23 protein-coding genes are annotated in these 22,809 nt (G+C 64.1%); 13 read left to right on the top strand and 10 right to left on the bottom strand.

All coding sequences use genetic code 11. The annotated features are described in order from the left end of the window. Positions 1-93: 93 nt before the first annotated feature. Both IVA74_RS24140 and IVA74_RS24145 read right to left on the bottom strand, forming a co-directional pair. Positions 94-1,368, bottom strand: coding sequence for a cytochrome P450 (locus IVA74_RS24140; RefSeq protein ID WP_247348778.1), 1,275 nt, complete (start codon positions 1,366-1,368; stop codon positions 94-96). A gap of 31 nt (positions 1,369-1,399) precedes the next feature. Then, positions 1,400-2,665, bottom strand: a complete 1,266-nt coding sequence (locus IVA74_RS24145) for a cytochrome P450 (protein WP_247348780.1) — start codon at positions 2,663-2,665, stop codon at positions 1,400-1,402. A gap of 302 nt (positions 2,666-2,967) precedes the next feature. Here IVA74_RS24145 and IVA74_RS24150 point away from each other — a divergent pair, with 302 nt between their 5' ends. After that, positions 2,968-4,122 (top strand): YjgN family protein, encoded by a 1,155-nt coding sequence (locus IVA74_RS24150; RefSeq protein WP_247348782.1) that lies wholly within the window; start codon positions 2,968-2,970, stop codon positions 4,120-4,122. 3 nt (positions 4,123-4,125) lie between these two features. Continuing rightward, positions 4,126-5,235: a M48 family metallopeptidase gene (locus IVA74_RS24155; protein ID WP_247348784.1), complete on the top strand. Its 1,110-nt coding sequence runs from the start codon at positions 4,126-4,128 to the stop codon at positions 5,233-5,235. A gap of 8 nt (positions 5,236-5,243) precedes the next feature. On the opposite strand, the gene upp is transcribed toward IVA74_RS24155, so the two are convergent. The 4 genes from upp to IVA74_RS24175 form a co-directional block, all read right to left on the bottom strand. Beyond that, entirely contained in the window at positions 5,244-5,873 is a 630-nt protein-coding gene (gene upp / locus IVA74_RS24160; RefSeq protein ID WP_247348786.1) for a uracil phosphoribosyltransferase, read from the bottom strand. 99 nt (positions 5,874-5,972) lie between these two features. Then, positions 5,973-7,211 carry a URC4/urg3 family protein gene (locus IVA74_RS24165; protein WP_247348787.1) on the bottom strand — a complete coding sequence of 413 codons (1,239 nt, stop codon included), beginning with the start codon at positions 7,209-7,211 and terminating at the stop codon, positions 5,973-5,975. Between the two features lie 7 nt (positions 7,212-7,218). Continuing rightward, on the bottom strand, positions 7,219-8,475 hold the full coding sequence (locus IVA74_RS24170; protein WP_247348788.1) for a GTP cyclohydrolase II: 1,257 nt from the start codon (positions 8,473-8,475) through the stop codon (positions 7,219-7,221). Between the two features lie 281 nt (positions 8,476-8,756). Beyond that, entirely contained in the window at positions 8,757-9,392 is a 636-nt protein-coding gene (locus IVA74_RS24175) for a VOC family protein (RefSeq protein ID WP_247348789.1), read from the bottom strand. 110 nt (positions 9,393-9,502) lie between these two features. Between IVA74_RS24175 and IVA74_RS24180 the strand changes: the two genes are divergently transcribed. Continuing rightward, positions 9,503-10,630, top strand: coding sequence for a threonine synthase (locus tag IVA74_RS24180; RefSeq protein ID WP_247348790.1), 1,128 nt, complete (start codon positions 9,503-9,505; stop codon positions 10,628-10,630). A gap of 89 nt (positions 10,631-10,719) precedes the next feature. Further along, the gene (locus IVA74_RS24185; protein WP_247348791.1) at positions 10,720-11,526 is read left to right on the top strand and encodes a class I SAM-dependent methyltransferase; all 807 of its coding nucleotides are present in this window, start codon (positions 10,720-10,722) and stop codon (positions 11,524-11,526) included. Positions 11,527-11,560: 34 nt separating this feature from the next. On the opposite strand, the gene IVA74_RS24190 is transcribed toward IVA74_RS24185, so the two are convergent. Both IVA74_RS24190 and IVA74_RS24195 read right to left on the bottom strand, forming a co-directional pair. Continuing rightward, on the bottom strand, positions 11,561-12,376 hold the full coding sequence (locus IVA74_RS24190) for a DUF2927 domain-containing protein (protein ID WP_247348792.1): 816 nt from the start codon (positions 12,374-12,376) through the stop codon (positions 11,561-11,563). Positions 12,377-12,459: 83 nt separating this feature from the next. Further along, entirely contained in the window at positions 12,460-13,038 is a 579-nt protein-coding gene (locus IVA74_RS24195; RefSeq protein WP_247348793.1) for a L,D-transpeptidase, read from the bottom strand. 93 nt (positions 13,039-13,131) lie between these two features. Between IVA74_RS24195 and IVA74_RS41010 the strand changes: the two genes are divergently transcribed. From IVA74_RS41010 to IVA74_RS24205, 3 genes are all read left to right on the top strand, one after another. Further along, positions 13,132-13,257, top strand: a complete 126-nt coding sequence (locus IVA74_RS41010) for a hypothetical protein (protein ID WP_256467659.1) — start codon at positions 13,132-13,134, stop codon at positions 13,255-13,257. A gap of 47 nt (positions 13,258-13,304) precedes the next feature. Beyond that, positions 13,305-14,852, top strand: a complete 1,548-nt coding sequence (locus tag IVA74_RS24200) for an acetolactate synthase large subunit (protein WP_247348794.1) — start codon at positions 13,305-13,307, stop codon at positions 14,850-14,852. Between the two features lie 183 nt (positions 14,853-15,035). Further along, on the top strand, positions 15,036-15,554 hold the full coding sequence (locus tag IVA74_RS24205; protein WP_247348796.1) for a hypothetical protein: 519 nt from the start codon (positions 15,036-15,038) through the stop codon (positions 15,552-15,554). A 64-nt stretch (positions 15,555-15,618) separates the two neighbouring features. Here IVA74_RS24205 and IVA74_RS24210 read toward each other — a convergent pair whose 3' ends face one another. Beyond that, positions 15,619-17,154 (bottom strand): heme peroxidase family protein, encoded by a 1,536-nt coding sequence (locus IVA74_RS24210; protein WP_247348798.1) that lies wholly within the window; start codon positions 17,152-17,154, stop codon positions 15,619-15,621. 316 nt (positions 17,155-17,470) lie between these two features. Next, positions 17,471-17,704, bottom strand: coding sequence for a DUF3551 domain-containing protein (locus tag IVA74_RS24215; RefSeq protein WP_247348800.1), 234 nt, complete (start codon positions 17,702-17,704; stop codon positions 17,471-17,473). Positions 17,705-17,949: 245 nt separating this feature from the next. Between IVA74_RS24215 and IVA74_RS24220 the strand changes: the two genes are divergently transcribed. From IVA74_RS24220 to IVA74_RS24245, 6 genes are all read left to right on the top strand, one after another. Continuing rightward, positions 17,950-18,288 (top strand): hypothetical protein, encoded by a 339-nt coding sequence (locus tag IVA74_RS24220; protein WP_247348802.1) that lies wholly within the window; start codon positions 17,950-17,952, stop codon positions 18,286-18,288. A gap of 160 nt (positions 18,289-18,448) precedes the next feature. Next, positions 18,449-18,937, top strand: a complete 489-nt coding sequence (locus tag IVA74_RS24225) for a hypothetical protein (protein ID WP_247348804.1) — start codon at positions 18,449-18,451, stop codon at positions 18,935-18,937. A gap of 91 nt (positions 18,938-19,028) precedes the next feature. Beyond that, on the top strand, positions 19,029-19,511 hold the full coding sequence (greA, locus tag IVA74_RS24230; RefSeq protein ID WP_247348805.1) for a transcription elongation factor GreA: 483 nt from the start codon (positions 19,029-19,031) through the stop codon (positions 19,509-19,511). Positions 19,512-19,711: 200 nt separating this feature from the next. Next, positions 19,712-21,298 carry a hypothetical protein gene (locus IVA74_RS24235; RefSeq protein WP_247348807.1) on the top strand — a complete coding sequence of 529 codons (1,587 nt, stop codon included), beginning with the start codon at positions 19,712-19,714 and terminating at the stop codon, positions 21,296-21,298. Positions 21,299-21,321: 23 nt separating this feature from the next. Continuing rightward, positions 21,322-21,882, top strand: coding sequence for a hypothetical protein (locus IVA74_RS24240; RefSeq protein WP_247348809.1), 561 nt, complete (start codon positions 21,322-21,324; stop codon positions 21,880-21,882). Positions 21,883-22,062: 180 nt separating this feature from the next. Then, positions 22,063-22,740: a hypothetical protein gene (locus tag IVA74_RS24245; RefSeq protein ID WP_247348811.1), complete on the top strand. Its 678-nt coding sequence runs from the start codon at positions 22,063-22,065 to the stop codon at positions 22,738-22,740. The last annotated feature ends 69 nt before the right edge of the window (positions 22,741-22,809 follow it).

A 22,809-nucleotide genomic window follows, 5' to 3' on the forward strand; every position in this document is an offset into this window, starting at 1 on the left:
CCGCTCTCGGCCTCGCCCTTCGAGACGCCCGCTTCGCAGGCTCCTCAGGGTGAGGGGATAGAGTTGAACGCGCCGCAATGACGGCGTAGCCGCCTACCCCGGAATCCTTACCGGCAGCGACTCGTACCCCTTGATGAAGCTCGAATAGATCCGCTTCGGCTCGCCCACCACCTCGATGCGGTCGAAGCGCTTCAGCATCTCCTCCCAGACGATCTTGAGCTGCAGCTCGGCCAGGCGCATGCCGACGCAGCGGTGGATGCCGAAGCCGAAGGAGAGGTGGGTGCGCGGCCGCGGGCGGTCGATGACGAAATCGTTCGGCCTCTCGAACATCCCCTCGTCACGGTTGCCCGAGACGTACCACATCACGACGCGGTCGCCTTTCTTGATGTGCTTGCCGCCGATCTCGGTATCCTCAAGCGCGGTGCGCCGCATATGCGCGAGCGGGGTCTGCCAGCGGATCACCTCGGGCACCATGGAATCGATCAGCGCCGGATTCTGCCGCAGCATGTCGTACTGGTCCGGGTTCTCGTTCAGCGCCAGCACCGAGCCGGTCATGGTATTGCGGGTGGTGTCGTTGCCGCCGACGATGAGCAGGATGATATTGCCCATGAGGTTGTCGGGGTCCATGAAGCGCGTGGCGTCGTTGTGTGCCATCAGCGACAACAAATCGTTGCGCGGCGCGGAGTTGACGCGCTCGTTCCACAGCTTGGACATGTAGGCATAGCATTCGTCCATCTCGCGGCGGCGCTCTTCGGCCGAGGCCACGATGCCGCTCTTGGGCAGGGCGGTCGCGACATCCGACCAGCGCGTCAGCTTGCGCCGTTCTTCCCAGGGGAAATCGAACAAGGTGGCCAGCATCTGCGTCGTCAGCTCGATCGAGACGCGCTCGACGAAATTGAAGGTTTCGTTGCGCGGCAGGTTGTCGAGCACGGTCTGCGCGCGCTGGCGGATCAATTTTGCCAGTTCGTCCAGATGCGTCGGCGTGAACATCGGCGACACCGTCTTGCGCTGCGACGAATGCCGCGGCTGGTCCATCGCGATGAAGCTGGGCCAATCATAACCCTCAGGCACGTCGCGGATTCCGATGCCGCCGAGCGTCGAATCGGAAGAGAACAGGCTGTGGTTGGTGTCGACATGCATGATGTCGTTGTACTTCACCACCGACCAGTACGGGTCGATCGGCGCATTGGTGCAGTAGTGCACCGGCTCTTCCTGGCGCAGCCGTTCGAACCACGGCCACAGCGTGTCGTCCTGGAACAGCCTGGGCGCGCCGGGATGGAACTGCGCCAGCGGCGTCGCATAGGCCTCCTCGCGGGCCCTGCGCATGCGTTCGGCCTTGTCCACGTTAACCGGCGCTTGGATGTTCATGGTCGTGGCTCCAGTTGGTTCTTCCTTCGCCTCACGCCGTAATCTTCACCGGCAGCGTCTCGAGTCCCTTCACGAAACTCGAATAGACCCGCTTGGGTTCGCCGACCACGTCGATATGGTCGAATCGCTTGAGGATCTCTTCCCAGATAATCTTGAGCTGGAGTTCGGCAAGCCGCAAGCCGACGCAGCGGTGGATGCCGAAGCCGAACGAGAGATGGGTGCGCGGACGGGGGCGGTCGATGATGAACTCGTAGGGCTTTTCGATCGCGTCGGCGTCGCGGTTGCCCGAGACGTACCACATCACGACCTTGTCACCTTTCTTGATCTGCTTGCCCCGGAACTCGAAGTCCGCAAGCGCGGTGCGGCGCATATGAGCCAGCGGCGTCTGCCAGCGGATCACTTCCGGCACGAAGCTGTCCAGCAGTGCGGGGTTTTCGCGCAGCTTGCGATATTGCTCCGGATGCTGGCTCAGCGCGTGGAGCGAGCCCGACATGGTGTTGCGAGTGGTGTCGTTACCGCCGACGATCAAAAGGACGAGATTGCCGAGGAAGTTTTTCGCGTCCATGTCGCGCGTCGCGGCACCATGCGCCATCATCGACAGGAGGTCGCTCTTCGGCGGCTGTGCGATGCGCTCCTTCCAGAGCCGCGCGAAATAGCCCGCGCATTCGGTCAGCTCCGCCTGACGCTCGTCCTCTGTGGCGACGAGGCCGTCGGGTCCGGGAATGGTGGTCGCGATGTCGGACCAGCGCGTCAGCTTGCGGCGATCCTCCCAGGGGAAGTCGAACAGTACGGCGAGCATCTGCGTGGTGAGCTCGATCGAGACATGGTCCACCCAGTCGAACACCTCGCCGCGCGGCAGATTGTCCAGGCACTCGGCCGAGCGCTCGCGGATGCTCAGCGCCAGATTGTCCAGATGCGTCGGCGTGAACATCGGCGCCACGGTCTTGCGCTGCGCCGCGTGGCGCGGCGGGTCCATCGAGATGAAGCTCTCGCGGCGCAGTTCCGGATCGATGTCGCGGATGGTGATGCCGCCGAGCGAGGAGGCCGAGGAGAAGACCGAATGATTGGTCTCGATCTCCATGATGTCGTTGTAGCGCGTCACCGACCAATACGGCCCGAACATCGAGTCCTTGCAGTAGTGCACGGGATCTTCGCGGCGCAGGCGATCGAAATAGGGCCAGAACGTATCGGTCCTGAACAACTCAGGATCGCCCGGGTCGAATTGCTCCAGCGGCAGTGACGTCGCACGCTCGCGCAATGCGTCGAGCTTTGCCGCGCTCTCGATGGTCCCGTGCATGACCGTTCTCCCTGGCGTGAACCGCGCGTTCTCGTTGAATTTTGCGCTGCGGTATTTGATTTGCAATTACAGCCGGTTGTCTGCGTCGGAGCAAGGGAGAGTTTTGCCACATCCAACCTTCACGAAAGCGTCGGACGGCCGTCACGCCGCCCCGCGAACGTGATCTCGCGCACTCCGTTGGGCGGGGAATCGTGCAAGAAATCGACTGGAATCGAGCCAAATCGAACCCGGCCATCTTGGGGATCGACTAATCTCTGATCTATAGTTTGATCGAACCAGGTCCGCACCCCGAGGTTGCTGCCGTGAACGATATGCAATGGGCCCCCATCGGCTCCGAACCCTTACCGCCGCCGCTGCCGTCCACACGGGTCGATTTCACCGGCAACCGCACCGAGTTTCGCAAATTGGTCACCAAGGGTGCCCTGCTGGAGCTCGTCACCTTCGGCTTCTACCGGTTCTGGCTCGTCACCGACATCCGCCGTCATCTGTGGGCGAACACTGCGATCGATGGCGATGCCGCCGAGTATACCGGCCGGGCCAAGGAGCTGCTGGTCGGCTTTCTGTTCGCGCTCGCGATCCTGGTGCCGATCTATCTCGCCTATTTTCTCGTCGGCATCGAGTTCGAGCGCTGGCAGGGTTTTGCCTCGACGCCGCTGTTCATCAGTTTCTACGCCTTCGGCCAGTTCGCGATCTTTCGCGCGCGGCGCTATCGCCTGACGCGCACGGTCTGGCGCGGCGTGCGGTTCTGGATGGACGGATCTGGCTGGGCCTATTCGTTCCGCGCCATGCTGTGGGGCCTGCTGGTGTTCCTGACGCTTGGTCTCGCATTGCCGTGGCGCGAGGCGTCGCTCGAACGCTACAAGATGCGGCACACCCATTTCGGCGATTTGCGCGGCGAATTCGCAGGCGACGGCTGGACGTTCTTCAAGCGCGGCTGGTGGCTGTGGCTGCTCAGCCCGATCGCGCTGGTGATCTTCCCGCTCGCGCCGTTCTTCTATGCCGAGTTCAAGGCGCGCGAATGGCGCTGGTGGCTCGACGGCATCCGCATCGGTGGCGTCAGCCTGTCCTCGGATTTGCCGCACAACGCATTCTACGGACTGTACTGGAAAGTGATCGGCTGGTGGACGCTGCTCTCCGCCATCTTCGGCGCCTATATCGGCGGAGCGACCATGCTCGTCGTTACGCTGAGCGGCCTTTCGGTCGAGCAGGCGTTGGGGCCCGGCAATGCCGCCAAGAGCATCCCGACGCTGGTGATGATGGTCGTCGGCTATTTCGCACTCGCCCTTGCCCTTAACATCGTCATGCGCGTCTATCTCCAGCGCGATCTCTGGGCCAAGCTGCTGGAAACCGTCGATGTGCACAACATCGCGGCCGCGGCGGATGTGCGTGGGAGCGGCGAGCTCGCCAGCGCACTCGGCGAAGGTTTTGCCGATGGACTCGATGTCGCGGGATTTTGAGCTGTGAGTGAGTTGCCCACCGATGTCCCGGCGCAGTCCGCAAAGCCGACCATCTTCTTCGACGGCGTGTCGAGCCGCAGGCGGCAGGTGACGCTGGTGCTCGGCGACGCGCTGGAGATCCTCGAAGAGGGCGGGACGCCCGTTGTCTGGCCCTATACCGACATCCGCCGCGCCGACAGCCCGGCCGGCATTTTGCGGCTCGCCTGCGCTTCCGCGCCGACGCTGGCGCGGCTGGAAATCCGCGACGCTTTGCTCGCGTCGGACGTGACCGCCCGCTGCGTACGGCTCGACGAGCACCAGACTTCGCGCCGCAGCGTCGCAAAAATCGTCGGCTGGTCGATGGCTGCCGCCGTCTCCATCGTCTGCGTCGTGCTGTTCGGCGTGCCCCTCGCTGCCGACCGCCTCGCGCCGCTGGTGCCGAAACCAATCGAGCGGCGCATCGGCGATGCGTCAGAGGTCCAGGTGAAGACCATCTTCGGCCGCAGCGTGTGCGACGATGCGGCGGGGAAAGCGGCCTTCATCAAACTCGTCAATCGGCTGCGCGATGCCGCCGGTCTCGACGACGATTCCATGACGGCCGGCGTGCTGCCGACCCCGGTGCCGAACGCGTTCGCGCTGCCGGGCGGCAAGGTCTTCGTGTTGAAGGGCCTGCTCGACAAAGCCGAAAGCCCGGACGCGCTCGCCGGCATCCTCGCCCACGAGCTCGGTCATCTCAAGCATTACGACAACATGCGCGGCCTGATCTACAACGGCGGCACCTCGTTCCTGATCGGCCTGTTGTTTGGCGACGTCACCGGCTCGAGCGCCGTGATCTTCGCCTCGCGCAGCGTGGTCGAGGCTTCCTATTCGCGCGAGGCCGAGACCGCTGCGGATACGTTTGCCATCGAGATCATGCACAAGCTCGGCCGTTCGCCGAAGCCCGCGGCCGAACTGATGTTCCGCATCACCGGCAAGGAAGGCGGCGGCCTCACGTCGATCCTCGCGAGCCATCCGCTGACCGAGGACCGCCTCGCCCGCATGACGAAAGAAGGCCGCCCCGCCAGCGGCCCGCCGCTTCTCACGGATACGGAGTGGCAGTCGCTGAAGTTGATTTGCGGCAGCGGGAAGATCTGAGCTTCGCCTTATCGCGTCCCATAGGCGCGGTCGCCGGCGTCGCCGAGGCCCGGCAGGATAAAGCCGTTCTCGTCGAGACCTTCATCCACCCCGGCCGTCCAGATCGGGACGTCTGGATGCAATCCGCGCAGCCGTTCCAGTCCCTCCGGCGCGGCGATCAGGCAGGCCAGCCGAATATCCTTGGCGCCACGCTCCTTCAGCCGATCGATTGCGGCGACGGCCGTGTTGGCGGTCGCAACCACAGGCGTCACCACGATTGCGAGGCGTTCGCCGAGGTCGGACGGCGATTTGAAGAAGTATTCGACCGCGGCAAAACTGTGCGGCTCGCGGTAGAGCCCGATATGCGCGACGCGCGCGGTCGGCACCAAATCCATCATGCCGTCGACGAAAGTCGTGCCGGCGCGCAGCATGGGAACGAACACCAGCTTCTTGCCCGCGATCTTGGCCGAGTGCATCCGTGCCAGCGGCGTGTCGACCACGACGTCGGTGAGCGGCAGGTCGCGCGTCACCTCGTAGCACAGGAGCATGCCGATCTCCTTGATCAGCTCGCGGAATGACTTTGTCGAAATGGACTTGTCCCGCACCAGCGTCAGCTTGTGCTGCACCAGCGGATGATCGACGATCGTGACGCCTTCCATAGTGGATGCTCTTGCTTTTTCCCTTCTCCCCTTGTGGGAGAAGGTGGCGCGAAGCGCCGGATGAGAGGTCTGTTTCCGCGAATTCAAACGATCTGGTTATCAGAACACCGTGCCGTCGCTGATCACCTTGAGCGGCGGCGAACCGTCGGGCCGGCGGGAGAACGCGATGGCGCGGCCCGCGGCCCAGGTGCCGCCTTCCAGAATGCTGGCGAGCGGCAATGTATCGGGGGTGCGGCCGAGTTTTGCGCGAACCAGTTCGGCAAGCCGGTCGAGCAGCGCCACGGTCAGCGCGCGCCACTCCACGACGAGAGCTGAATCCACCGCATGCGCGCGCTCGGCGTCAGCCGCATCGCGCAGGCGCAGCACCTCGTGATCGACGAACAGGCCGCCATTGCGGTATTCGGCAAGCCCGGTCAGGCCGTCGATGTCGGTGACATTGAATCCGGCGCGCTGGAGCGGCTCGATCAGCGAGTAGCTCAGCCATTGCGATAGCTTGTGCAAGGGCACAAGGCCCGCAGTCGCATCGTCCGTCTTGATTGCAGGATGGCGCCAGCAATCTCCGAGCGGAATTTCCGCAAGTTCCAGCCGCGAAGGCCAGATCGGTCCGAGCTGGTTCAGCACGGCGGACAGGATCGCGGCTGCGGGAAGCGCGCCGCCATTCGCCTGCGCCGCGATGTGATCGAACAGGCCGCCCGGCCGCGGTGTGTCGTGCGAGCCGAACACGTCCGCTCGCTCCGCCACCAGCTTGCCCAGACGCCGTAGCAGATCGGTGCGTCCTTCGAGCCCGAGCAGCGGATTGGCATCGCTCACCTGAAAGGCGGCTGTGAGCGCGGCGAGCGGCAGTTTTGCGAGCACGTCCGCATCGGTCCTGAACGGTACGCTGGCATCGCGGGAAAAGAGGCCGCTCGCGAACATGTCGAGGCTTGCGATCGCAAGCCCTTCGGATCGGCCAATGCCCTGTCCCGTCACGGCGTCGCGGTATCGCCACGCCGCACCCGCGCCGGCATCGAGCAGCACGCTGACGATGGCAAGGTCAAACTCCGCACGCGCTCGCGCCGCGCGATCGGGCCATGAGGCCGCGTCCGCAAGCCGCGCCCAGCGGTCGATGCCGCCGAACACGAAATGCCGCCACCGCGCGTGGAACGGGATCTCAAGCGTCGGATAGGCCTTGCGCGTCACCGCGAGCACGGCCTCCGCAACGCCGTCCATGCGATCGAGATCGATCGTGAAATGCGTCAGCCCGCCGTTCAGGCCGATCTCGAGCATCTCGCCGGCACGCGCGCGAACCGCTGCTGCGCTGAGCAGCGAACGGGCCTGCAATTCCAAAGCGTCTGCCATCAATTGATCAGTATTTTTCCAGCGAACGCCCGACCACGTCGTCGACGTCCTTCGCCGGCGCGATGTCGTCCGAATAATAGCCGGCGGCCTTCTTCGCGGCGATCTCGACATAGGCGTCGGCCGGGATCAGCTCTGGTGGGATCGGCACGCGCTCGACGATGTCGATTCCCTGCGAGGTCAGCGCGTCGTGCTTCATGTCGCTCATCGACAAGAAGCGGTCGATGCGCTTCAGGCCGAGCCAGTGGATCGTGTCCGGCATCAATTGCTGGAAGCGCGCGTCCTGGACGCCGGCGACGCATTCGGTGCGCTCGAAATAAGCGGCAGCCGCATCGCCGTCCTCCTGGCGCTTGCGCGCATTGTAGACCAGGAATTTCGTGACCTCGCCGAGCGCGCGGCCTTCCTTGCGGTTGTAGATCACGAGCCCGAGCCCGCCCTCTTGCGCGCCGCGCGCGGATTCCTCGATGCCGTGGATGAGATAGGGCCGGCAGGTGCAGATATCGGAGCCGAACACGTCGGAGCCGTTGCACTCGTCATGCACGCGGCAGGTGATCTTGGTGCGATGGTCCGGCAGCTTGGTGACGTCACCGAACATGTAGATCGTGGTGCCGCCGATCGGCGGCAGAAACACCTTCATGTCCGGCCGCGTCACCAATTCGGGGAACATGCCGGCGGTCTGCTCGAACAGCGTGCGCCGCAGCTCGGTCTCGTTGGTCGCAAAGCGTTCCGCAAGGCCGGGCAGATACCAGACCGGATCGATCGCGATCTTCACCACCGACACGCTGCCATTGGCGTGCACGACATCGCCGTCGGCGCGCAGGCGCTTGGCGGCGAGCGCCTCGCGGATCTCTGGCAGGTCCAGCCGCGCGCGCGTTACCGCGATGCTCGGTCGAATGTCGATGCCCTCGGCGATGTCCTTGCCGAAATTCTCGGCGACGAGATGCCCCCAAGGATCGAGCGCGACGATTTTTGCGGGATCGCTCCATTGCGGAAACGGCCCGATGGTCGCCGCGGGAAAGGTGTTGGTGAGATCGGGACGCCGGATAGGATCGAGCGCGCCGGCGGACACTGCGAGCGCCCGGTACATCGCATAGGAGCCGCCATGGCTGCCGATCACGTTGCGATCCCCTGCGCGCGACACCGTGCCGATGATCGGCCCGCGAGCGCGTGCGTCGGCGGCGCCCCAGTGGATCGGGAAGGCGGCCTTCCGGCCCGGCTCCGGATGAGAGGTCAGGCGGATGTGGTCGGTACGGTTCGCGCGGCTCATGACCAAACTCCCAAAAAGCCAACGGCCCGCCGCTCGGACGGGCCTGGCTCGGTCGCGTTGCCGGTGCGGAACACCAGCGGCGCAAGATCAATCCGACATATTGTAGCTGTGAGCTGCGACAGACAAGTTAATCGTGCCCGCGCAGGCTCGCCCTTGCCGATGCTGTTCATCCAGGTATTCGCGCGCTATGACCGGCGCGCGACGCCGGCACGGGCCACGGGCTTTGAGCTATATCTATGTAATTGTTTGTATTTTTAAAGGGCGGGCGTCCCGTGGCGCGCCTAAGCCAGTTGCCGCTCGCCCCCGGGCGTCCGGATCACCGCGCGAAACGACGGCTCGGGCTCACGGCTGAAACGGATACGCGGATCGTCCAGAAAGCCCGTCAGCGACGACCGGATCGTGTCCGCCTCGGGGTGCCGTATCTCGAACGCCACCAGCGCGCAGCCGAGGTCGGGCATGCGCGAGGCCGGATGCGGGCCGGCCGGCCACTCGATCACGGTCGGAAACGCGCCATCGAACGGCATCGAGCCGTCGGGCGGGACGGAGATCAGCCATTCGAGATTGCCGCGCGTCACAGGGATCGCCGGCCGGGCGGCTTGCGGGATCTTCGCAAGCGCTGATGCGATATCGGATGTGCTCACGACCCAGGTCATCAGCCGCGGCGAGGATGCGAGCGCTGCATGCGTTCGCGGATCGTCCATCGCGAACCAGCGCGGCCGGGTCGGCGCCGGGGCCGACGGGTTCGGCGCGATGACTTCGAGGAACGCCGTCTCGCTCAGCCGCAGCAGATGATTATGCGTCCCCATCAGCGGATGCGCACCGCCGACCGGCGGCGCTATGCCGAGCGCCTGCTCGACATAGGCAACGCCCTCGGCAAGGTCGTTGGCGGCGACGGTGATGTGGTCAAGACGAAGCATGGTCAACATCTTGCATAAATTGGCCGCGTCCACACCATCCAAACAGGTCACTGGATAGAATCCGCATATTCGGACATATCGACGGATCGGCTCTGTCTCCGGAGAACGCCATGCCTGCCGCCAGCTACGTAGACCCCCGCAACGCAAAGCTCTATCCGCTGGACCAGCCGCGCTGGTGCTCGGACGAGCGCACGCCTCTGCTGGTGACGCCGGGGGCGGGCATATCGCGCGAGGACATCGAGCCCCGCACCCGATCGCTCTGGCGCTACCGGGCGGCGTTGCCGGTCGAGATCGCAAAGCCGATCACGATCGGCGAAGGCTGCACGCCGCTGGTGCAGCAGGATTGGGGCGACCTGCGCCCGTTCTTCAAGCTCGAATGGTTCAACCCGACCGGCAGCTTCAAGGACCGCGGCTCGGCGGTGATGCTGTCCTTCCTCCGCCAGATCGGTGTCGACGCCATTCTGGAGGATTCGTCCGGCAATGGCGGCTCGTCGATGGCGGGGTTGGGTGCCGCCGGCGGCATGCGCGTGAAGATTTTGGCGCCGGCATCCACGTCGCCTGCCAAGATCGCGCAGGTGCGTGCCTATGGCGCGGCGGTGCAGCTCGTCGAGGGCCCGCGCGAGGAGTCCGAGGCCGAGGCCATCCGCCAGTCCAGCCAGACCTTCTACGCCAGCCACAACTGGCAGCCGTTCTTTCTCGAAGGCACCAAGTCGCTCGCCTATGAGATATGGGAAGATTTCGGCTTTCGCGCCCCCGACAACGTCATCGTCCCCGTCGGCGCCGGCAGCTCTCTGCTCGGTTGCGCCTTCGGCTTCCGCGAGCTGCTGAGGGCAGGCCAGATCGCAAAACTGCCGCGGCTGTTCGCGGCGCAGCCTCAAAATTGCTCGCCGATCGATGCGAGTTTTCAGGCGGGCGTTGACACGCCTGTCGCGCGCGAGGTGAACAAGACCATCGCCGAAGGCACCGCCATCAAGAATCCCTTGCGCCTGCGCGAGATCATCGGCGCCTTACGCGAGAGCGGCGGCGGCACCGTTGCGCTCACGGAGGATGAGATCGTCGCCGCCCTGCGCCGCCTGGCACGGCAGGGCCTGTTCGCCGAGCCGACCAGCGCCAGCGCGGCCGCGGCCCTGGAAAAACTGTCCGCCACAGGCGCCATCAAGGCGAACGAGACCACGGTCGCGGTGCTGACCGGCACCGGCCTGAAGGCCGCGACCACAGTTGCCGATCTCGTGCAGTAGGGCTGGCGCGACCGCCTTTGCGGTGCGTTGAACCTTTGGCATCCTTGGTTAGCCTCATGAAAACTGACGTCGAGCGAAGGGAGAGTTCCATGACCGCGCAAGACCCGTTTGCTGGTTTCAAGGCAGTCCAGAAGGAGGCCTGGTCGCTATTCACGCCAATGGAAGTGTTCACGACGCCCGCGGCGGCCAAGCTCGTGAGTTTCGCCGGGGTCGCTACCGGCCAAAGGCTGCTGGATGTCGGATGCGGCACCGGCGTTGCCGCGATCACGGCGGCGCGCCGCGGTGCAAAGGTCAGGGGCCTCGACCTGTCTCCGGTCCTGATCGAGCGCGCCCGCGAGCACGCGCAGCTGGCGAACCTCGATCTCGACTTCGCCGAAGGCGACGCCGAAAGCCTGCCCTATGGCGACAACGAGTTCGACGTGGTGCTCAGCCAGTTCGGCCACATGTTCGCGCCGCGCCCCGAGGTCACCATCGGCGAGATGCTGCGCGTGCTGAAGCCCGGCGGCACCATCGCCTTCTCCACCTGGCCGCCGCATCTCTATGTCGGACGGATGTTCGCGCTGATCGGCCGCCATCTGCCGCCGCCCGAGGGCGTGGCCTCACCGGTGTCGTGGGGTGATCCGAAGATCGTCGCCGAACGTCTCGCGGGGAAGGTGAAGGATATTTCGTTCGAGATGGACATCATGAATCCGTCCGCACTCAGCCCGCAGCATTTCCGCCGCACCATGGAAACGACGATCGGGCCTTTGATCAAGCTCGTGGCCCAGTACAAGGACGAGCCGGACAAGCTGCGAAGTTTGCGCAGCGAGTTCGAGGCGCTGATCTCCGAATATTTCGACGGAAGCAACAACGTGATGCGCCAGCAATTCCTGATGACGAAGGCGAGGAAAGTGTGACTGCTTTCTCTTCTCCCTTTGTGGGAAAGGCGCCTCACTCTTTCAGATCATTCACGCGCGTCACCCAAATGCGCACATCGGTGAGCACGTCGGGCAGCACCGCCTTGACCTCCTGTATGGTCATGCCGGCCTTGATGCGGGGATCGTAGAGCAGGTTGAGGATGTACTGGTCGTAGACGTCGAAATACCCCATCGAGACGTTGTCGTTGAACATGGTCCAGGGCACGCTCGCGGTGTCGTTGATCGGGCCGAGCGATTGCAGCAGCTCCTCATAGGCGCAGTCGAGGAAGGTGAAATCGCCGTTGTCGACGGTGAGGATGACGTCGGAATGCTCGATCTCGTAATTGTCGTTCTTGCGAAAGCCGGACAGGCATTGCGGATCGAGCGAGGTGCGGATCTCGCGGGCCTTCGCCGCGCCGTAGAAGCTCGAGATGGTGCGAAACAGATCGCTGTCGCGCACGAGCTTCACCCGCACATTCGCCGCCTCGCTGGTGTCGATCATGGCGATGTCGAGATGCTGCACGCGCTTGCCGATGTCGGCCACGACTTTTGCGAGCTGCGCCTTGCGGTCGGCGCGGTTGCTCTCGGCGAACACGCGCACCGGCCCGTCGAACTTGCGGATGCGGTCGACACGGCCGGCAAGGTGGTATTCGGCGCCGAACGCCGTCTTCAGAAAGCCATCGACGATCTCGCCGTCGGTAAAGCTCTTCTTCTCGGCGCGCTGGCGCGAGGCGATCGCGGGCAATTCGCCCGCGACGGCGATGGTAGCGGTGTCAGGGACGAACGCGACGGTGGCGAGCGCCAGCAGGGCGATGCGAAAGCCGGACGAAGACGGGGCCAATGCGCTCATTGCCGGGCGACGCTGCCGTATTCGCAAGCGACGCACAAGACCGCATATTCACGCGCTCGCGGTTTCGCGCGATTCGTCGCCCGCTAGTTGTTGAGCACGACCACGGTGGTGCCGACCCCGACGCGGCCGTAGAGGTCGCTGACGTCGTCATTGGTCATGCGGAAGCAGCCTGAGGACACCGCCTGGCCGATCGTCTCCGGCTCGTTGGAGCCGTGGATGCGGTAGAGCGTCGAGCCCAGATACATCGCGCGTGCCCCGAGAGGATTCTCTATGCCGCCTCTCATGTGACGCGGCAGGTCCGGCCGGCGGGCCAGCATCTGCGACGGCGGCGTCCAATCCGGCCATTCCTTCTTGGCGGTGATCCTGTGCACTCCGCCCCAGCGGAAGCCGTCGCGGCCGACGCCGATGCCGTAGCGCAGTGCTTGGCCGTTCTGGAGCACCAGGTAGAGCCGGCGCTCGCTGGTGTTCACGACGATCGTGCCGGGGGCGTATTTGCCGTTATACACGACGGTGGTCCGGGGGACCGGGCTCGAGCCGCCGCGGAAGAAGTTCGGGCCGCCGCCCATGATGTCGCGCGTGTCGAACTCTTCGGCGAAGGCGCCGCCGGCGGTGGCCGACAGCAGTGCGATGGCGACGATCGGTGCGGCAAAAAACCGGATCATTGTTTCCCCCAGCAAAAATCGATTCAACTGAAGTCACAGGCCATATTTGCGGGCTTTCCGCAAGCCACGGCCCCGTGAGGCAGGCCATCCTTAATGAAGGAAGTTACCAAATCGGCAACCACGCCAATTTGGCGAAAAGCATTAGCCAAACCGGCGCATCGCCGCGCGGGGCAGGGCGGCGATGCCGGCTATTGCTTTGACGAGACGAGCGAACAATGATTGATCGGACGGATTGTTGGAAAATTGCCGGTTACGGGAGCTGACGGATGAACGGTGCGGAAAGTCTGGTGCGGACGATGGTCAAGGGCGGGGTTGACGTCTGCTTCTCCAACCCCGGCACCTCCGAGATGCATTTTGTCGCAGCGCTCGACCGCGTGCCGGGGATGCGTTGCGTGCTCGGCCTGTTCGAGGGCGTGGTGACCGGCGCTGCCGACGGCTATTTCCGCATGAAGGGCACGCCGGCCTCGACGCTGCTGCATCTCGGTCCCGGTCTCGCCAACGGCCTTGCCAATCTGCACAACGCCAAGAAGGCGAATTCCGGCATCGTCAACATCGTCGGCCAGCACGCCGTCTACCACATCGCCTACAACGCGCCGCTGACCTCCGACATCGAGGGTTTGGCCCGGCCGATGTCGTCCTGGGTGCGGACCTCGCCGAACTCCAAATCGGTCGCCGCCGATGGTGCCGCGGCGATCGCTGCCGCCAGAAGCGCGCCGCCGCAGATCGCGACCCTGATCCTGCCCGCGGACACCGCCTGGAACGAAGCCGACGGCATCGCCGAGGTTCCGGCCGAGCAGCAGCGCGCGAGCTATTCGCCGCAGGCGGTCGAGCAAGCCGCAAAGATCCTGCACGGCGACGGCGAGGGCACGCTGCTGCTGATGACCGGCAGTGCGCTGAGCGAGCAGGGGCTGGCGCTGGCCGAGCGCATCGCCGCCAAGACCGGCTGCACCGTGATGGGCCCGACCTTCCGTCCCAGGATGGCGCGCGGCCGCGGCCGCTTTTCGATTGATCGCATCCATTACGTGATCGACAACGCGCTGCAGATGCTGGCGAAGTTCCGTCACATCGTGCTGGTCGAGTCCGACGATCCCGTGGCGTTCTTCGCCTATCCGAACAAGCCGAGCATACTTAAGCCCGAGGGCTGCGACGTGCATCGCATGACCTCCTGGGGCGAGAATTCGGTCGCAGCGCTGGAAGCACTTGCGGGCGCGGTGAAGGCCAGTGCGAAGGACGTCAAGCCGCAGGCCGCGCAGGAGCTGCTCAAGCCGACCGGCGCGCTCACCCACGCCTCGATCGCCCAGTCGATCGCCTACGCGATCCCCGAGAATGCGATCCTGATCGACGAATCGCTGACCACCGGCCGCGCCTTCTTCCCGCCGACGGCGGCCGCCGCTCCGCACGACTGGCTCCAGAACATGGGCGGCTCGATCGGTTTCTCGACGCCGCTCTCGATTGGTGCCGCGATCGCCTGCCCGGACCGCAAGGTGATCTGCATGGTCGGCGACGGCAGCGCGATGTACACGATCCAGTCGCTGTGGACGCAGGCCCGCGAGAATCTCAACATCGTCACCATCGTATTCGCCAATCGCATCTACCAGATCCTGCGCGGCGAGTTCGACAATGTCGGCGCCGGCGAGCCCGGCCAGCGCGCCAACGACATGCTCCGCCTCGACCGGCCGACGCTGGATTTCGTGGCGCTGGCCAAGGGCATGGGCGTCCCCGGCCGCGCCGTCACCAACGCGGACGAGTTCAACAAGGCGCTGGCCGAAGCCGTCGCCGAGCCCGGACCGCGGCTGATCGAAGTCCAGATGTAGGATCTGGTCGATCGCGCCGCGAATTCCGGCCTCATCCTGAGGAGCCCGCGCTGCGCGGGCGTCTCGAAGGATGGTGACAGGCGGGATACGGGCCTTCATGGTTCGAGACGCGCGTTCCGCGCTCCTCACCATGAGGGTCTGGTGACGGCGCATCGGAATGCGCGTGATGGGCCGGGGAGCACGATGCAGACCGAGCTGAACAAGGTGATCGCGGCGCTCCGGGACTTTTACGCGCACGAAGGATTCCTGTTCGAGAAGGATATCGGCGAGCGTGCGATCACGCACCGCTTCGCCGTGCATCTGGAGAAGCAATTCTCCGGCTGGTCGGTCGACTGCAACTACGACCGGCTCGGCGAGCGCACGCTGCACCTGCCGCACGGCACCATCATCTCGACCGACGATCATTTGGGCAAGTCGATCTATCCTGACGTCGTCGTGCATCAGCGCGTGATTCCGAACAATTTGCTCGCCGTGGAGATCCGCAAGGCGAGCAATCACACCTCGCTCGAGCACGACCAGCACAAGCTGATGGCGCTGACGGATGTGCATGTCTGGTTCGCCTACTGGATCGGCGTGTTGCTGGTGCTGGACAGGCACCATGTGACGATCTCGGAGGTCTATGTCAGCGGCGTCGTCGATCAACCGCTGTCGCGCTGGTTCGCGACGCGGCTCGAGGAGAGCGGCCTCGGGACGGCTCATTGAGCAGACCTCGGAAACAGGCCGCCCGGGAACGCGGACGGCCTTATGTCTTCGACGGATCGCAAGCTCAATGCAGCGGATCGCCCTGGCCGAGCGCGTAGGCGACGATATCCTTCAGCGCGAAGCTGGAGCCGGTCACCGGCGTCCATTGCGGGTCGAGCGACAGCATAGAGGAGTTTGCACCGAACATCATACCGAGGAAGACCTCGGCGACGATGCGACCGCCGACGGGGCCGAGCTGCGGCGTGTTGATGGGGCCGGGCGCGCCGGTGACGGGGATCGTGACGGCGGTCTGGAACTGCCGTGCCTCGGCCAGGATGTAGGCCCAGAGCGGACAATTGCCGGCAAACACGCCGTTCGCGATGGTCGCGATCTTGACTTGCGGATCGCCCGTGCCGGGCTCGTCAACGGCCTTGCCGATGATGATCTCGTCGTCTGTCAGCGGGATCAGATTCATCGCCTTGGCGACGTCCTGGCCGGATGGCAATCCGAGCCGCCAGCTACGCTCGAGATTGCGCAGCGCGAGGGACGCCGGATTGGACGCGACTTCCGGCGGCAGCTTGCGCAGCGGGTCCACCAGCGAGGCATCGATGCGATAGGCGAACTGAAGCCGCCGCTTGTTGTCGGCATTGGTGTCGTCGTCCTCGACGCCATAGGCGCGCGTGTCGAGATCGATGAAGCGGCCCCAGTCCATGGCGCGTCCCGGGCCCATGGCACGGAAACCGGTCAGCGCGTTGTGGTCGGGATTGTTGGGGTCGGGGAAGATCTGCAACAGCATGTTGGCCGCATCGTTCATCCGGTAGCCGGGGCGGATCATGGAGTGCCCGAGCCGGTAGGCCGCGACCGAGAACTCGACCGGCATGAACGGATAAGTCTTCCAGTGGTAATGGGCGAGCTTGCCGCGGTCGTAGCTGCCCGCGGTCTTCAATTCGTCCAGCACGCTGGCATGGACGATGCGCGGCAGGAAGTCGTTCAGTACGACGTACTGATAGTGGAAGCGGACACGCTGCTGCACGTCCTCGAACGACAGGCCGTCATTGTCGTCGACCATGCGGTTGTGAAAGCGCAGCATCAAGGCCTGGAACTGCGAGACGATGCTGTTCTCGTCGTTGCGGGGATCGCCGATCAGCGCGCGGCCCTTGAAGCGCGGCAGGTCGCTGGCATCGGGCACGCCCGCGCCGGTCACCTTCTCGCCGAGGCGGAATTTGATGCCGTCATACATGTAGGGCTGGTCGTTCGGACCGCGGCCGTAGAGATTATCCAGATCGAGCGACGGCGTGCGGAAGTCGACGAGCCCGTCGGGATCCTGCTGTTTGGTCAGCGAGCTTACCGGGTCGAAGGTGATGTCGTGGTCGATGAACTGGCCGAAATAAGTGTAGAGCGCGGGAATGCCGCTCTCTTCGGCGTCCGAGCCGTCCTTCGGTCCATCGAAGCCCGCGACCATCTTGTCGGCCAGCGCCGACAGGTTCGCGACATTGTCGGAATCGTTCGGGCCGAATGTCGCCGGTTTGATCTTGCGGAACATGCGGCCGAAGCGGCCTTGCGAAAGCGGCGAACGCGTTGCGTTCAGACCGCGCGGGACAATTGCGTGGCGGCTGCTCATTGAAACACCTCCCTGAAAATCGAATGAAACGGGCTAGTTTCTTGCGCTGGAGTTTGCAGCCTAAGCGCGATCACGCGTGCCACGAGCGAGATGGATCACAATTGCCGGGCATCGGAATCTTCGCAGGAGCCGCCTTGCCCGCAAGCCACGGCCGCGCATCGTGAATTTCTCCGTCGCGGCGACGGATAACATTCTCGTCATCGACGGACGCAGGCGGCTTCGCACAGTTTCAATTCGCCGGGGCGTTGGCGAAGCGGATCGGCTTCACGTAAAAATTGTAGCGGCGCGCGCGTGGTGCGCGCACGCCGCGAACCTGTCAGTAGTCGCGCTGCTGCGAGAACGCGTAGCGCGGATTGACGCCGCAATAAGCGGACGTCCCGGAGGCGGTGGCCTGGCACTGCTGATAGCTCGTGAACTGGCAGTTGCCGGGATAGCCCCACATGCGCCCCTGCAGGCAATATCGATCGTTTGCAGGATGTGCCTGGGCGGCCGGGGATGCCACGGCGATCAGGGCCGCGAGCGATGCGAGAGTGAGGATGGTGCGACGCATTTCAGTCTCCTTCGAGAGCGAGTGGATAGGACTATGAGCTCGTCTGATGCAGGATCATGCCTGTGTTGGTGTCGGCGGAACGCCTTGCGTTCGCGACAAGGTACATCATGACGCAGCCGGCCGCCGGCAATGTGATCTCGGCCACAGTTCACGATGGGGTTCCGGCCTATTGTGAGCAGACTTGCACGCGTCGATCCCGGCGAACTACGCTTGCCTCATTTGGATCAGGAATTTTGGAGATTATGATGCAGAGGTCATACTTGCTGGCTGCGACAGCAGCGCTGGCGCTTCTCATGCAAACACCGCTCGCGCTGGCGCAGGGCGCACCGGCCGCCGGCGGAACCGCGACACCCGCGGCGACAGCCGCCGCGCCGGCAGCGACGACGACAGCGCCGGGCGCAACCAATGACGCTTCCAGCCAGCCGACAGACTCCAAGAAGAGTGCGTCGAAGAAGCCGGCGAAGAAGAAGATGACGCGGCAGCAGGAGATCGATCACTCGGTCGACAGCGGCACGGTGCCCGCGCGCTACCGCAGTTCGGTGCCCAAGCAGTACCAGCAATACGTTCCGTTCGATAAACGGTGACGGATCGCACGGCCGCGCGAGGGGATCAGCCGTTGCGCCGCCGCTGCCATCCGCGTGACAGTCTTGAAACCAGGACCTTGGCCGGGCGGAATCCGGTCATACGTCCCCAGTGGCGGTCCGCGCGAGCGGTGCTAGAGTAGGCCGAAGCCCGGGGGGAGTAATGAGTGACGACGTGAAGGATGCTGGCCTTGTGGCCATGATCAGCAGCATCCTGGGAGGCAACAAGCGCGCAGCAGACAGTATTGCACCGCCGCCGCTCATTGAGGTTCCGCCGACAGCGCCGACGAACGGGTTTGAACTGGCCGAGCCGTCAACTCCCGATCTTGCGCCGGCCAAACCCGAGAACGAGCCCGATGCGGTGCCGGCTGTCACCAAGCCGGCCGAGCCGCCGGCGAAGATCGCCACCACGCCGGATGGCAAGCAGTTGCTCCCTGCCGAAGCGATCGCCGATCTCGTGCTCGGCGAGCTGCGCAAGATGGAGAATTTTCCGGCGACCGGCGCCTCCGTGACGGTCTACGGTTACAGGCACTGGAACGCGATGATCACCTTCGCGCCGTTCTCGACCACGTTCCGGAATGCAACGCGGTTCCGCCAGGCCATGCCGGACCTCGTCTTCAAGCTGCGCCGGTTCGTCGAACTTGAGATATAGTCCGGGATAATCGCCAGCGGCCGTCCGGGGCGATTCCTCGCGGCGGGAAAGCGCAAGCGGTGAGCCCCAACAGTTCGACAGGATTTTCGACTTGAGCGTCGCCTTTACCAAAGAAGAGAGCGCGGAAACCGCCGCCGAGACGCTATTGCCGGATCGGCCGATCTCGCCGCATCCAAATCTCGTGACGGAAGCAGGCTTGCAGGCATTGCAGACGCAGCTTCAGGATGCGCGCGAGGCCTATGAAGCCGCGCAGCGCATCGAGGACGTCAACGAAAAGCGCAGGCAATCGGCGGTGCCCTTGCGTGACGCCCGCTATCTCACCGAACGGCTGCGCACGGCGCATGTCATTCCCGCCCCGGTGTCGACCGATATCGTCGCCTTCGGCAGCACCGTGACCTTCAGCCGCACCGATGGCCGCGTGCAAACCTATCGCATCGTCGGCGAGGACGAAGCCGATCCCAAGGCCGGCTCGATCTCGTTCGTCGCGCCTGTCGCGAGGTCGCTGATGGGAAAGGCCGTTGGTGACGTCGTGGGGGCGGGCGCGCAGGAGATCGAGATTCTGTCGATCGGGTAGGGATGCGATCTGAGGCCTAATGGTGGGCGTATAAGGATCGAACCCCGACAGCTCTGGCTTCGGACCGGTCTCGCCAACTCCGAGGCGCCACTGGGTCAGTCGCGCTGCCGCGATTTACTTCGCTGTTCAAAAGCCGCGAACGTCATATAGTGAGGGCTATCAAGACCAATACATTGCGTGTCAGGCAAAGGGAGGGATCCATGCGAAAGTCCCTGTTCTTCGTCATCGTAGCCGGTCTCGGCCTATCAGGACCGCAGGCTCTGGCCGCGCAAGACGATGTAGATCAGCAGCTCGGCAGCGTTCATTTCCAGACCTCTTGCAACGATGTGGCCCAGCGCCGCTTCGATCGCGGGATGCGCTATCAGCATTCCTACTGGTATCTCAACGCCAAGGAGATCTTCGGGGATGCCATCAAGGCTGACCCGACATGCGGCATGGCCTATTGGGGCATTGCGCTCACCTACATGGACAATCCGCACAATGCGATTCCAAAGCCGAACCTGGCGCCGGGCCTCGCCGCGATCATGAAGGCCAAGGAGATCGGAGCCGCGACCGAGCGCGAACGCGATTACATCGATGCGTTGATGGTGATGTATGCCGATTACGACAACATCCCTCACGCCCAGCGGATGCGCATGCTGCGTGACGCGCAGGCGCGCGTCGCGGCAAAATTTCCAGACGACGAGGAAGCCCAGATCGCCTACGCCATTACGCTCAATACGTCGGCGGATCTGAACGACAAGACTTACGCGCAGCAGACCAAGGGCGCGGCGATCCTCGAGCCGATTTCCAGGCGGCTGCCGCAGCATCCGGGCGTGACGCATTATCTGATCCACCTCTACGACTACCCGGCGCTGGCGCAGAAAGGGCTCGATGCAGCCAATCGTTACGCCAAGATCGCACCGGCCGCGCCGCACGCCCAGCACATGCCCTCCCACATCTACACACGCGTCGGCTATTGGAAGGAATCGATCGAGTCCAACACCGCTTCCGTGAAAGCCGCGATGGCCGAAAAGTCGGTCGGCAACTACCTGCACGCGCAAGACTACATGGTTTATGCTCACCTGCAGCTCGGCCAGGACAAGCAGGCGCGCGCCGTCATCGACGACATGATCAAGGAGACCGGCTTCAAGGCGACAGTCGCAGCGGCAGATTACGCGCTGGCGGCTTCGCCGGCGCGTTATGCGATCGATCGTAGCGATTGGGATGATGCATCGCAGCTGCCGGTCAGGCCGAGCGGCCTCAACTTCGCGATGGCAGTATCGCATTTCGCGCGCGCCCTCGGCGCGGCACGGTCCGGCAAGCCGGAAGCCGCCAAGGCCGACATCCAGAAGCTGGCGGAATTGCGCGACAAGCTGCAGGACGCCAAAGACAATTATTGGTCCGGAATCGTCGACGTCCAGCGTCAGGTCGCCGTCGCCTGGGTGCTTTACGCCGAGGCCAAGTATGACGAGGCCCTCAATGCGATGAGTGCCGCGGCGGATGCCGAGGACAAGACGGAAAAGCACGTGATCACGCCCGGACCACTGGCGCCGGCGCGCGAGCTTTACGGCTTCATGCTGCTCGATCGCGGCATGGCCAGGGAGGCGCTTGCTGCATTCGAGGCAACCAAGGCGAAGGAGCCGAACCGCCTGCACGCTTTCGCGGGAGCGGCCAAAGCGGCCGAAGCCCTTGGTGACAAGGAAGCGGCACGACAGAACTGTCAACAGCTCGTAACGCTGACGGCCAGTGCCGATTCGGAGCGCCCCGAGGTTGCGGCGGCGAAGAGATATCTCGCCAGCAACTGAGCCGGAACGAGAACGGTGGAGTGATGAGAAGGGCAGCCGCCGTCGCCGTCGCCGCAATCGCGCTGGGAAGCACGCTGGCGGCATCGCTGTTGTGGCTCTATGTGCCACGGCATGCCGCCGCAAATTCCGCCACGCCGGTGTGGCAGGAGGTGACGTGGCCCTTCTCGATTGACCAATGGGGCAAAGGAAAGTCGTTCCGCTGCAAGGCGGCCGACTGCGGTGTCGAGGTGACGCTGTACCTGCGTGCCAAGATAGGTTTCTGCAATTGCACGACGGGCGTCGCCGATGATGATGACCTCGATCGTATGGGCGATACCGTTCTCCTGGGCGAAGTCTCTCCACTCGGTTCCGGCCATCCCATCACGATTGGGTGGATGAAAGGTCGCAGCCGCGCCTACACGCTCAACTCACGTGGCGCTCCCGGCAAAACGCTGGTGTCGGTCGTCTACAACGAGCGTTGCGACATGATCGCAGCGGCCGCGGTCATTGGCCACGATCGGCCGGAGACCATCGAACCCCGCGTGATCGAGTTTCTGGGCGGCAGCACTGCGATGCACTGGGCCGAAGTCACACTGGGTCTGTGATTGACTGCGCCTTCCCGATCGGCGGGCATTTCAATGCGGCGAATGGCCCGCGCAGCTGAGGCGAGGATTGCTATCGACAGGGGCAATCTCATTCGCCTAAACATAAACCATGCGTTTCCGTTGTCTTGTGCTGATATCAAAGGTCTCCGCCGTGTCCGCGAAGCAAAGCATGGCGGCTGGATGAGACGATTTCTCTCGGGGGCGTTGCCGTTCTACGCGCTGGCCGGATTGGCCATGTGCATGTACCTCGTCCTGTACAAGACTGACCTCTTCGACTTGAACGCCATCGTCCACGATGCAACGGCTTCGTCATGGTTTCCGGTCTTCGTGTTCGTCTGCGTGCTCCTGGAGTCGGTCTTCCCGTATTTTGGCTATTTTCCCGGAACCGCCCTCATCCTGATGTCCGTGGCGCTCAATCCGAAGCCCGCTGATGTCTCGGTTTTTATCGTGGCGTGGCTGGCCATCATCGTGGGCGCCGTTCTGAGTTACGGACAGGCTCGTTTTTTCAGACCGCTCCTGCAGCGGGTGGCCTCGAAAGCGGCACTGAGACGGTGCGGGTCCCTCCTCGACGCCTACGGTCCTTACGCGCGCGTTGCCCTGTTCGTTCATCCCAACGCTTGCGCGATGTATTTCACCGCACTCGGACTTCTCGGCCGCGACCTGACGCGGGAGCTCGCCTATCTCGGCGTGGGTGCAGCGGCCTCCGTGGGCGTTCTGTTCGTCGTCGTGACCAGACTTGTGTCGTCCGTAGGCACGACCGACGATGGGGAATTGCAGGTCCTGCTGGCGGCAGCGCTGGTCGTCATCGGGACACTAGTCGGTCTCTACGCGGCCTGGCGACCGGCGCGGGCCGCGTAACAGCTTGATGAGTGCGAAGAGGCTTTCGTTCTTTGCGCCCGGAGTGTGATTAGCCTCACGGATTGGATG

The organism is Bradyrhizobium sp. 132, from assembly GCF_023074185.1.
GTDB lineage: Bacteria > Pseudomonadota > Alphaproteobacteria > Rhizobiales > Xanthobacteraceae > Bradyrhizobium.

Excerpts from the sequence above, each read along its gene's own strand:
- IVA74_RS24145 (WP_247348780.1), bottom strand. The coding sequence starts at position 2,665 with ATGCACGGGACCATCGAGAGCGCGGCAAAGCTCGACGCATTGCGCGAG.
- IVA74_RS24220 (WP_247348802.1), top strand. The coding sequence starts at position 17,950 with ATGCAGAGGTCATACTTGCTGGCTGCGACAGCAGCGCTGGCGCTTCTC.
- IVA74_RS24195 (WP_247348793.1), bottom strand. The coding sequence starts at position 13,038 with ATGATCCGGTTTTTTGCCGCACCGATCGTCGCCATCGCACTGCTGTCG.
- IVA74_RS24210 (WP_247348798.1), bottom strand. The coding sequence starts at position 17,154 with ATGAGCAGCCGCCACGCAATTGTCCCGCGCGGTCTGAACGCAACGCGT.
- IVA74_RS41010 (WP_256467659.1), top strand. The coding sequence starts at position 13,132 with ATGAAGGAAGTTACCAAATCGGCAACCACGCCAATTTGGCGAAAAGCA.
- IVA74_RS24240 (WP_247348809.1), top strand. The coding sequence starts at position 21,322 with ATGAGAAGGGCAGCCGCCGTCGCCGTCGCCGCAATCGCGCTGGGAAGC.
- IVA74_RS24205 (WP_247348796.1), top strand. The coding sequence starts at position 15,036 with ATGCAGACCGAGCTGAACAAGGTGATCGCGGCGCTCCGGGACTTTTAC.
- IVA74_RS24215 (WP_247348800.1), bottom strand. The coding sequence starts at position 17,704 with ATGCGTCGCACCATCCTCACTCTCGCATCGCTCGCGGCCCTGATCGCC.
- IVA74_RS24225 (WP_247348804.1), top strand. The coding sequence starts at position 18,449 with ATGAGTGACGACGTGAAGGATGCTGGCCTTGTGGCCATGATCAGCAGC.
- IVA74_RS24185 (WP_247348791.1), top strand. The coding sequence starts at position 10,720 with ATGACCGCGCAAGACCCGTTTGCTGGTTTCAAGGCAGTCCAGAAGGAG.
- IVA74_RS24180 (WP_247348790.1), top strand. The coding sequence starts at position 9,503 with ATGCCTGCCGCCAGCTACGTAGACCCCCGCAACGCAAAGCTCTATCCG.
- IVA74_RS24235 (WP_247348807.1), top strand. The coding sequence starts at position 19,712 with ATGCGAAAGTCCCTGTTCTTCGTCATCGTAGCCGGTCTCGGCCTATCA.
- IVA74_RS24140 (WP_247348778.1), bottom strand. The coding sequence starts at position 1,368 with ATGAACATCCAAGCGCCGGTTAACGTGGACAAGGCCGAACGCATGCGC.
- IVA74_RS24190 (WP_247348792.1), bottom strand. The coding sequence starts at position 12,376 with ATGAGCGCATTGGCCCCGTCTTCGTCCGGCTTTCGCATCGCCCTGCTG.
- IVA74_RS24200 (WP_247348794.1), top strand. The coding sequence starts at position 13,305 with ATGAACGGTGCGGAAAGTCTGGTGCGGACGATGGTCAAGGGCGGGGTT.
- IVA74_RS24245 (WP_247348811.1), top strand. The coding sequence starts at position 22,063 with ATGAGACGATTTCTCTCGGGGGCGTTGCCGTTCTACGCGCTGGCCGGA.
- IVA74_RS24175 (WP_247348789.1), bottom strand. The coding sequence starts at position 9,392 with ATGCTTCGTCTTGACCACATCACCGTCGCCGCCAACGACCTTGCCGAG.
- IVA74_RS24165 (WP_247348787.1), bottom strand. The coding sequence starts at position 7,211 with ATGGCAGACGCTTTGGAATTGCAGGCCCGTTCGCTGCTCAGCGCAGCA.
- upp (WP_247348786.1), bottom strand. The coding sequence starts at position 5,873 with ATGGAAGGCGTCACGATCGTCGATCATCCGCTGGTGCAGCACAAGCTG.
- IVA74_RS24170 (WP_247348788.1), bottom strand. The coding sequence starts at position 8,475 with ATGAGCCGCGCGAACCGTACCGACCACATCCGCCTGACCTCTCATCCG.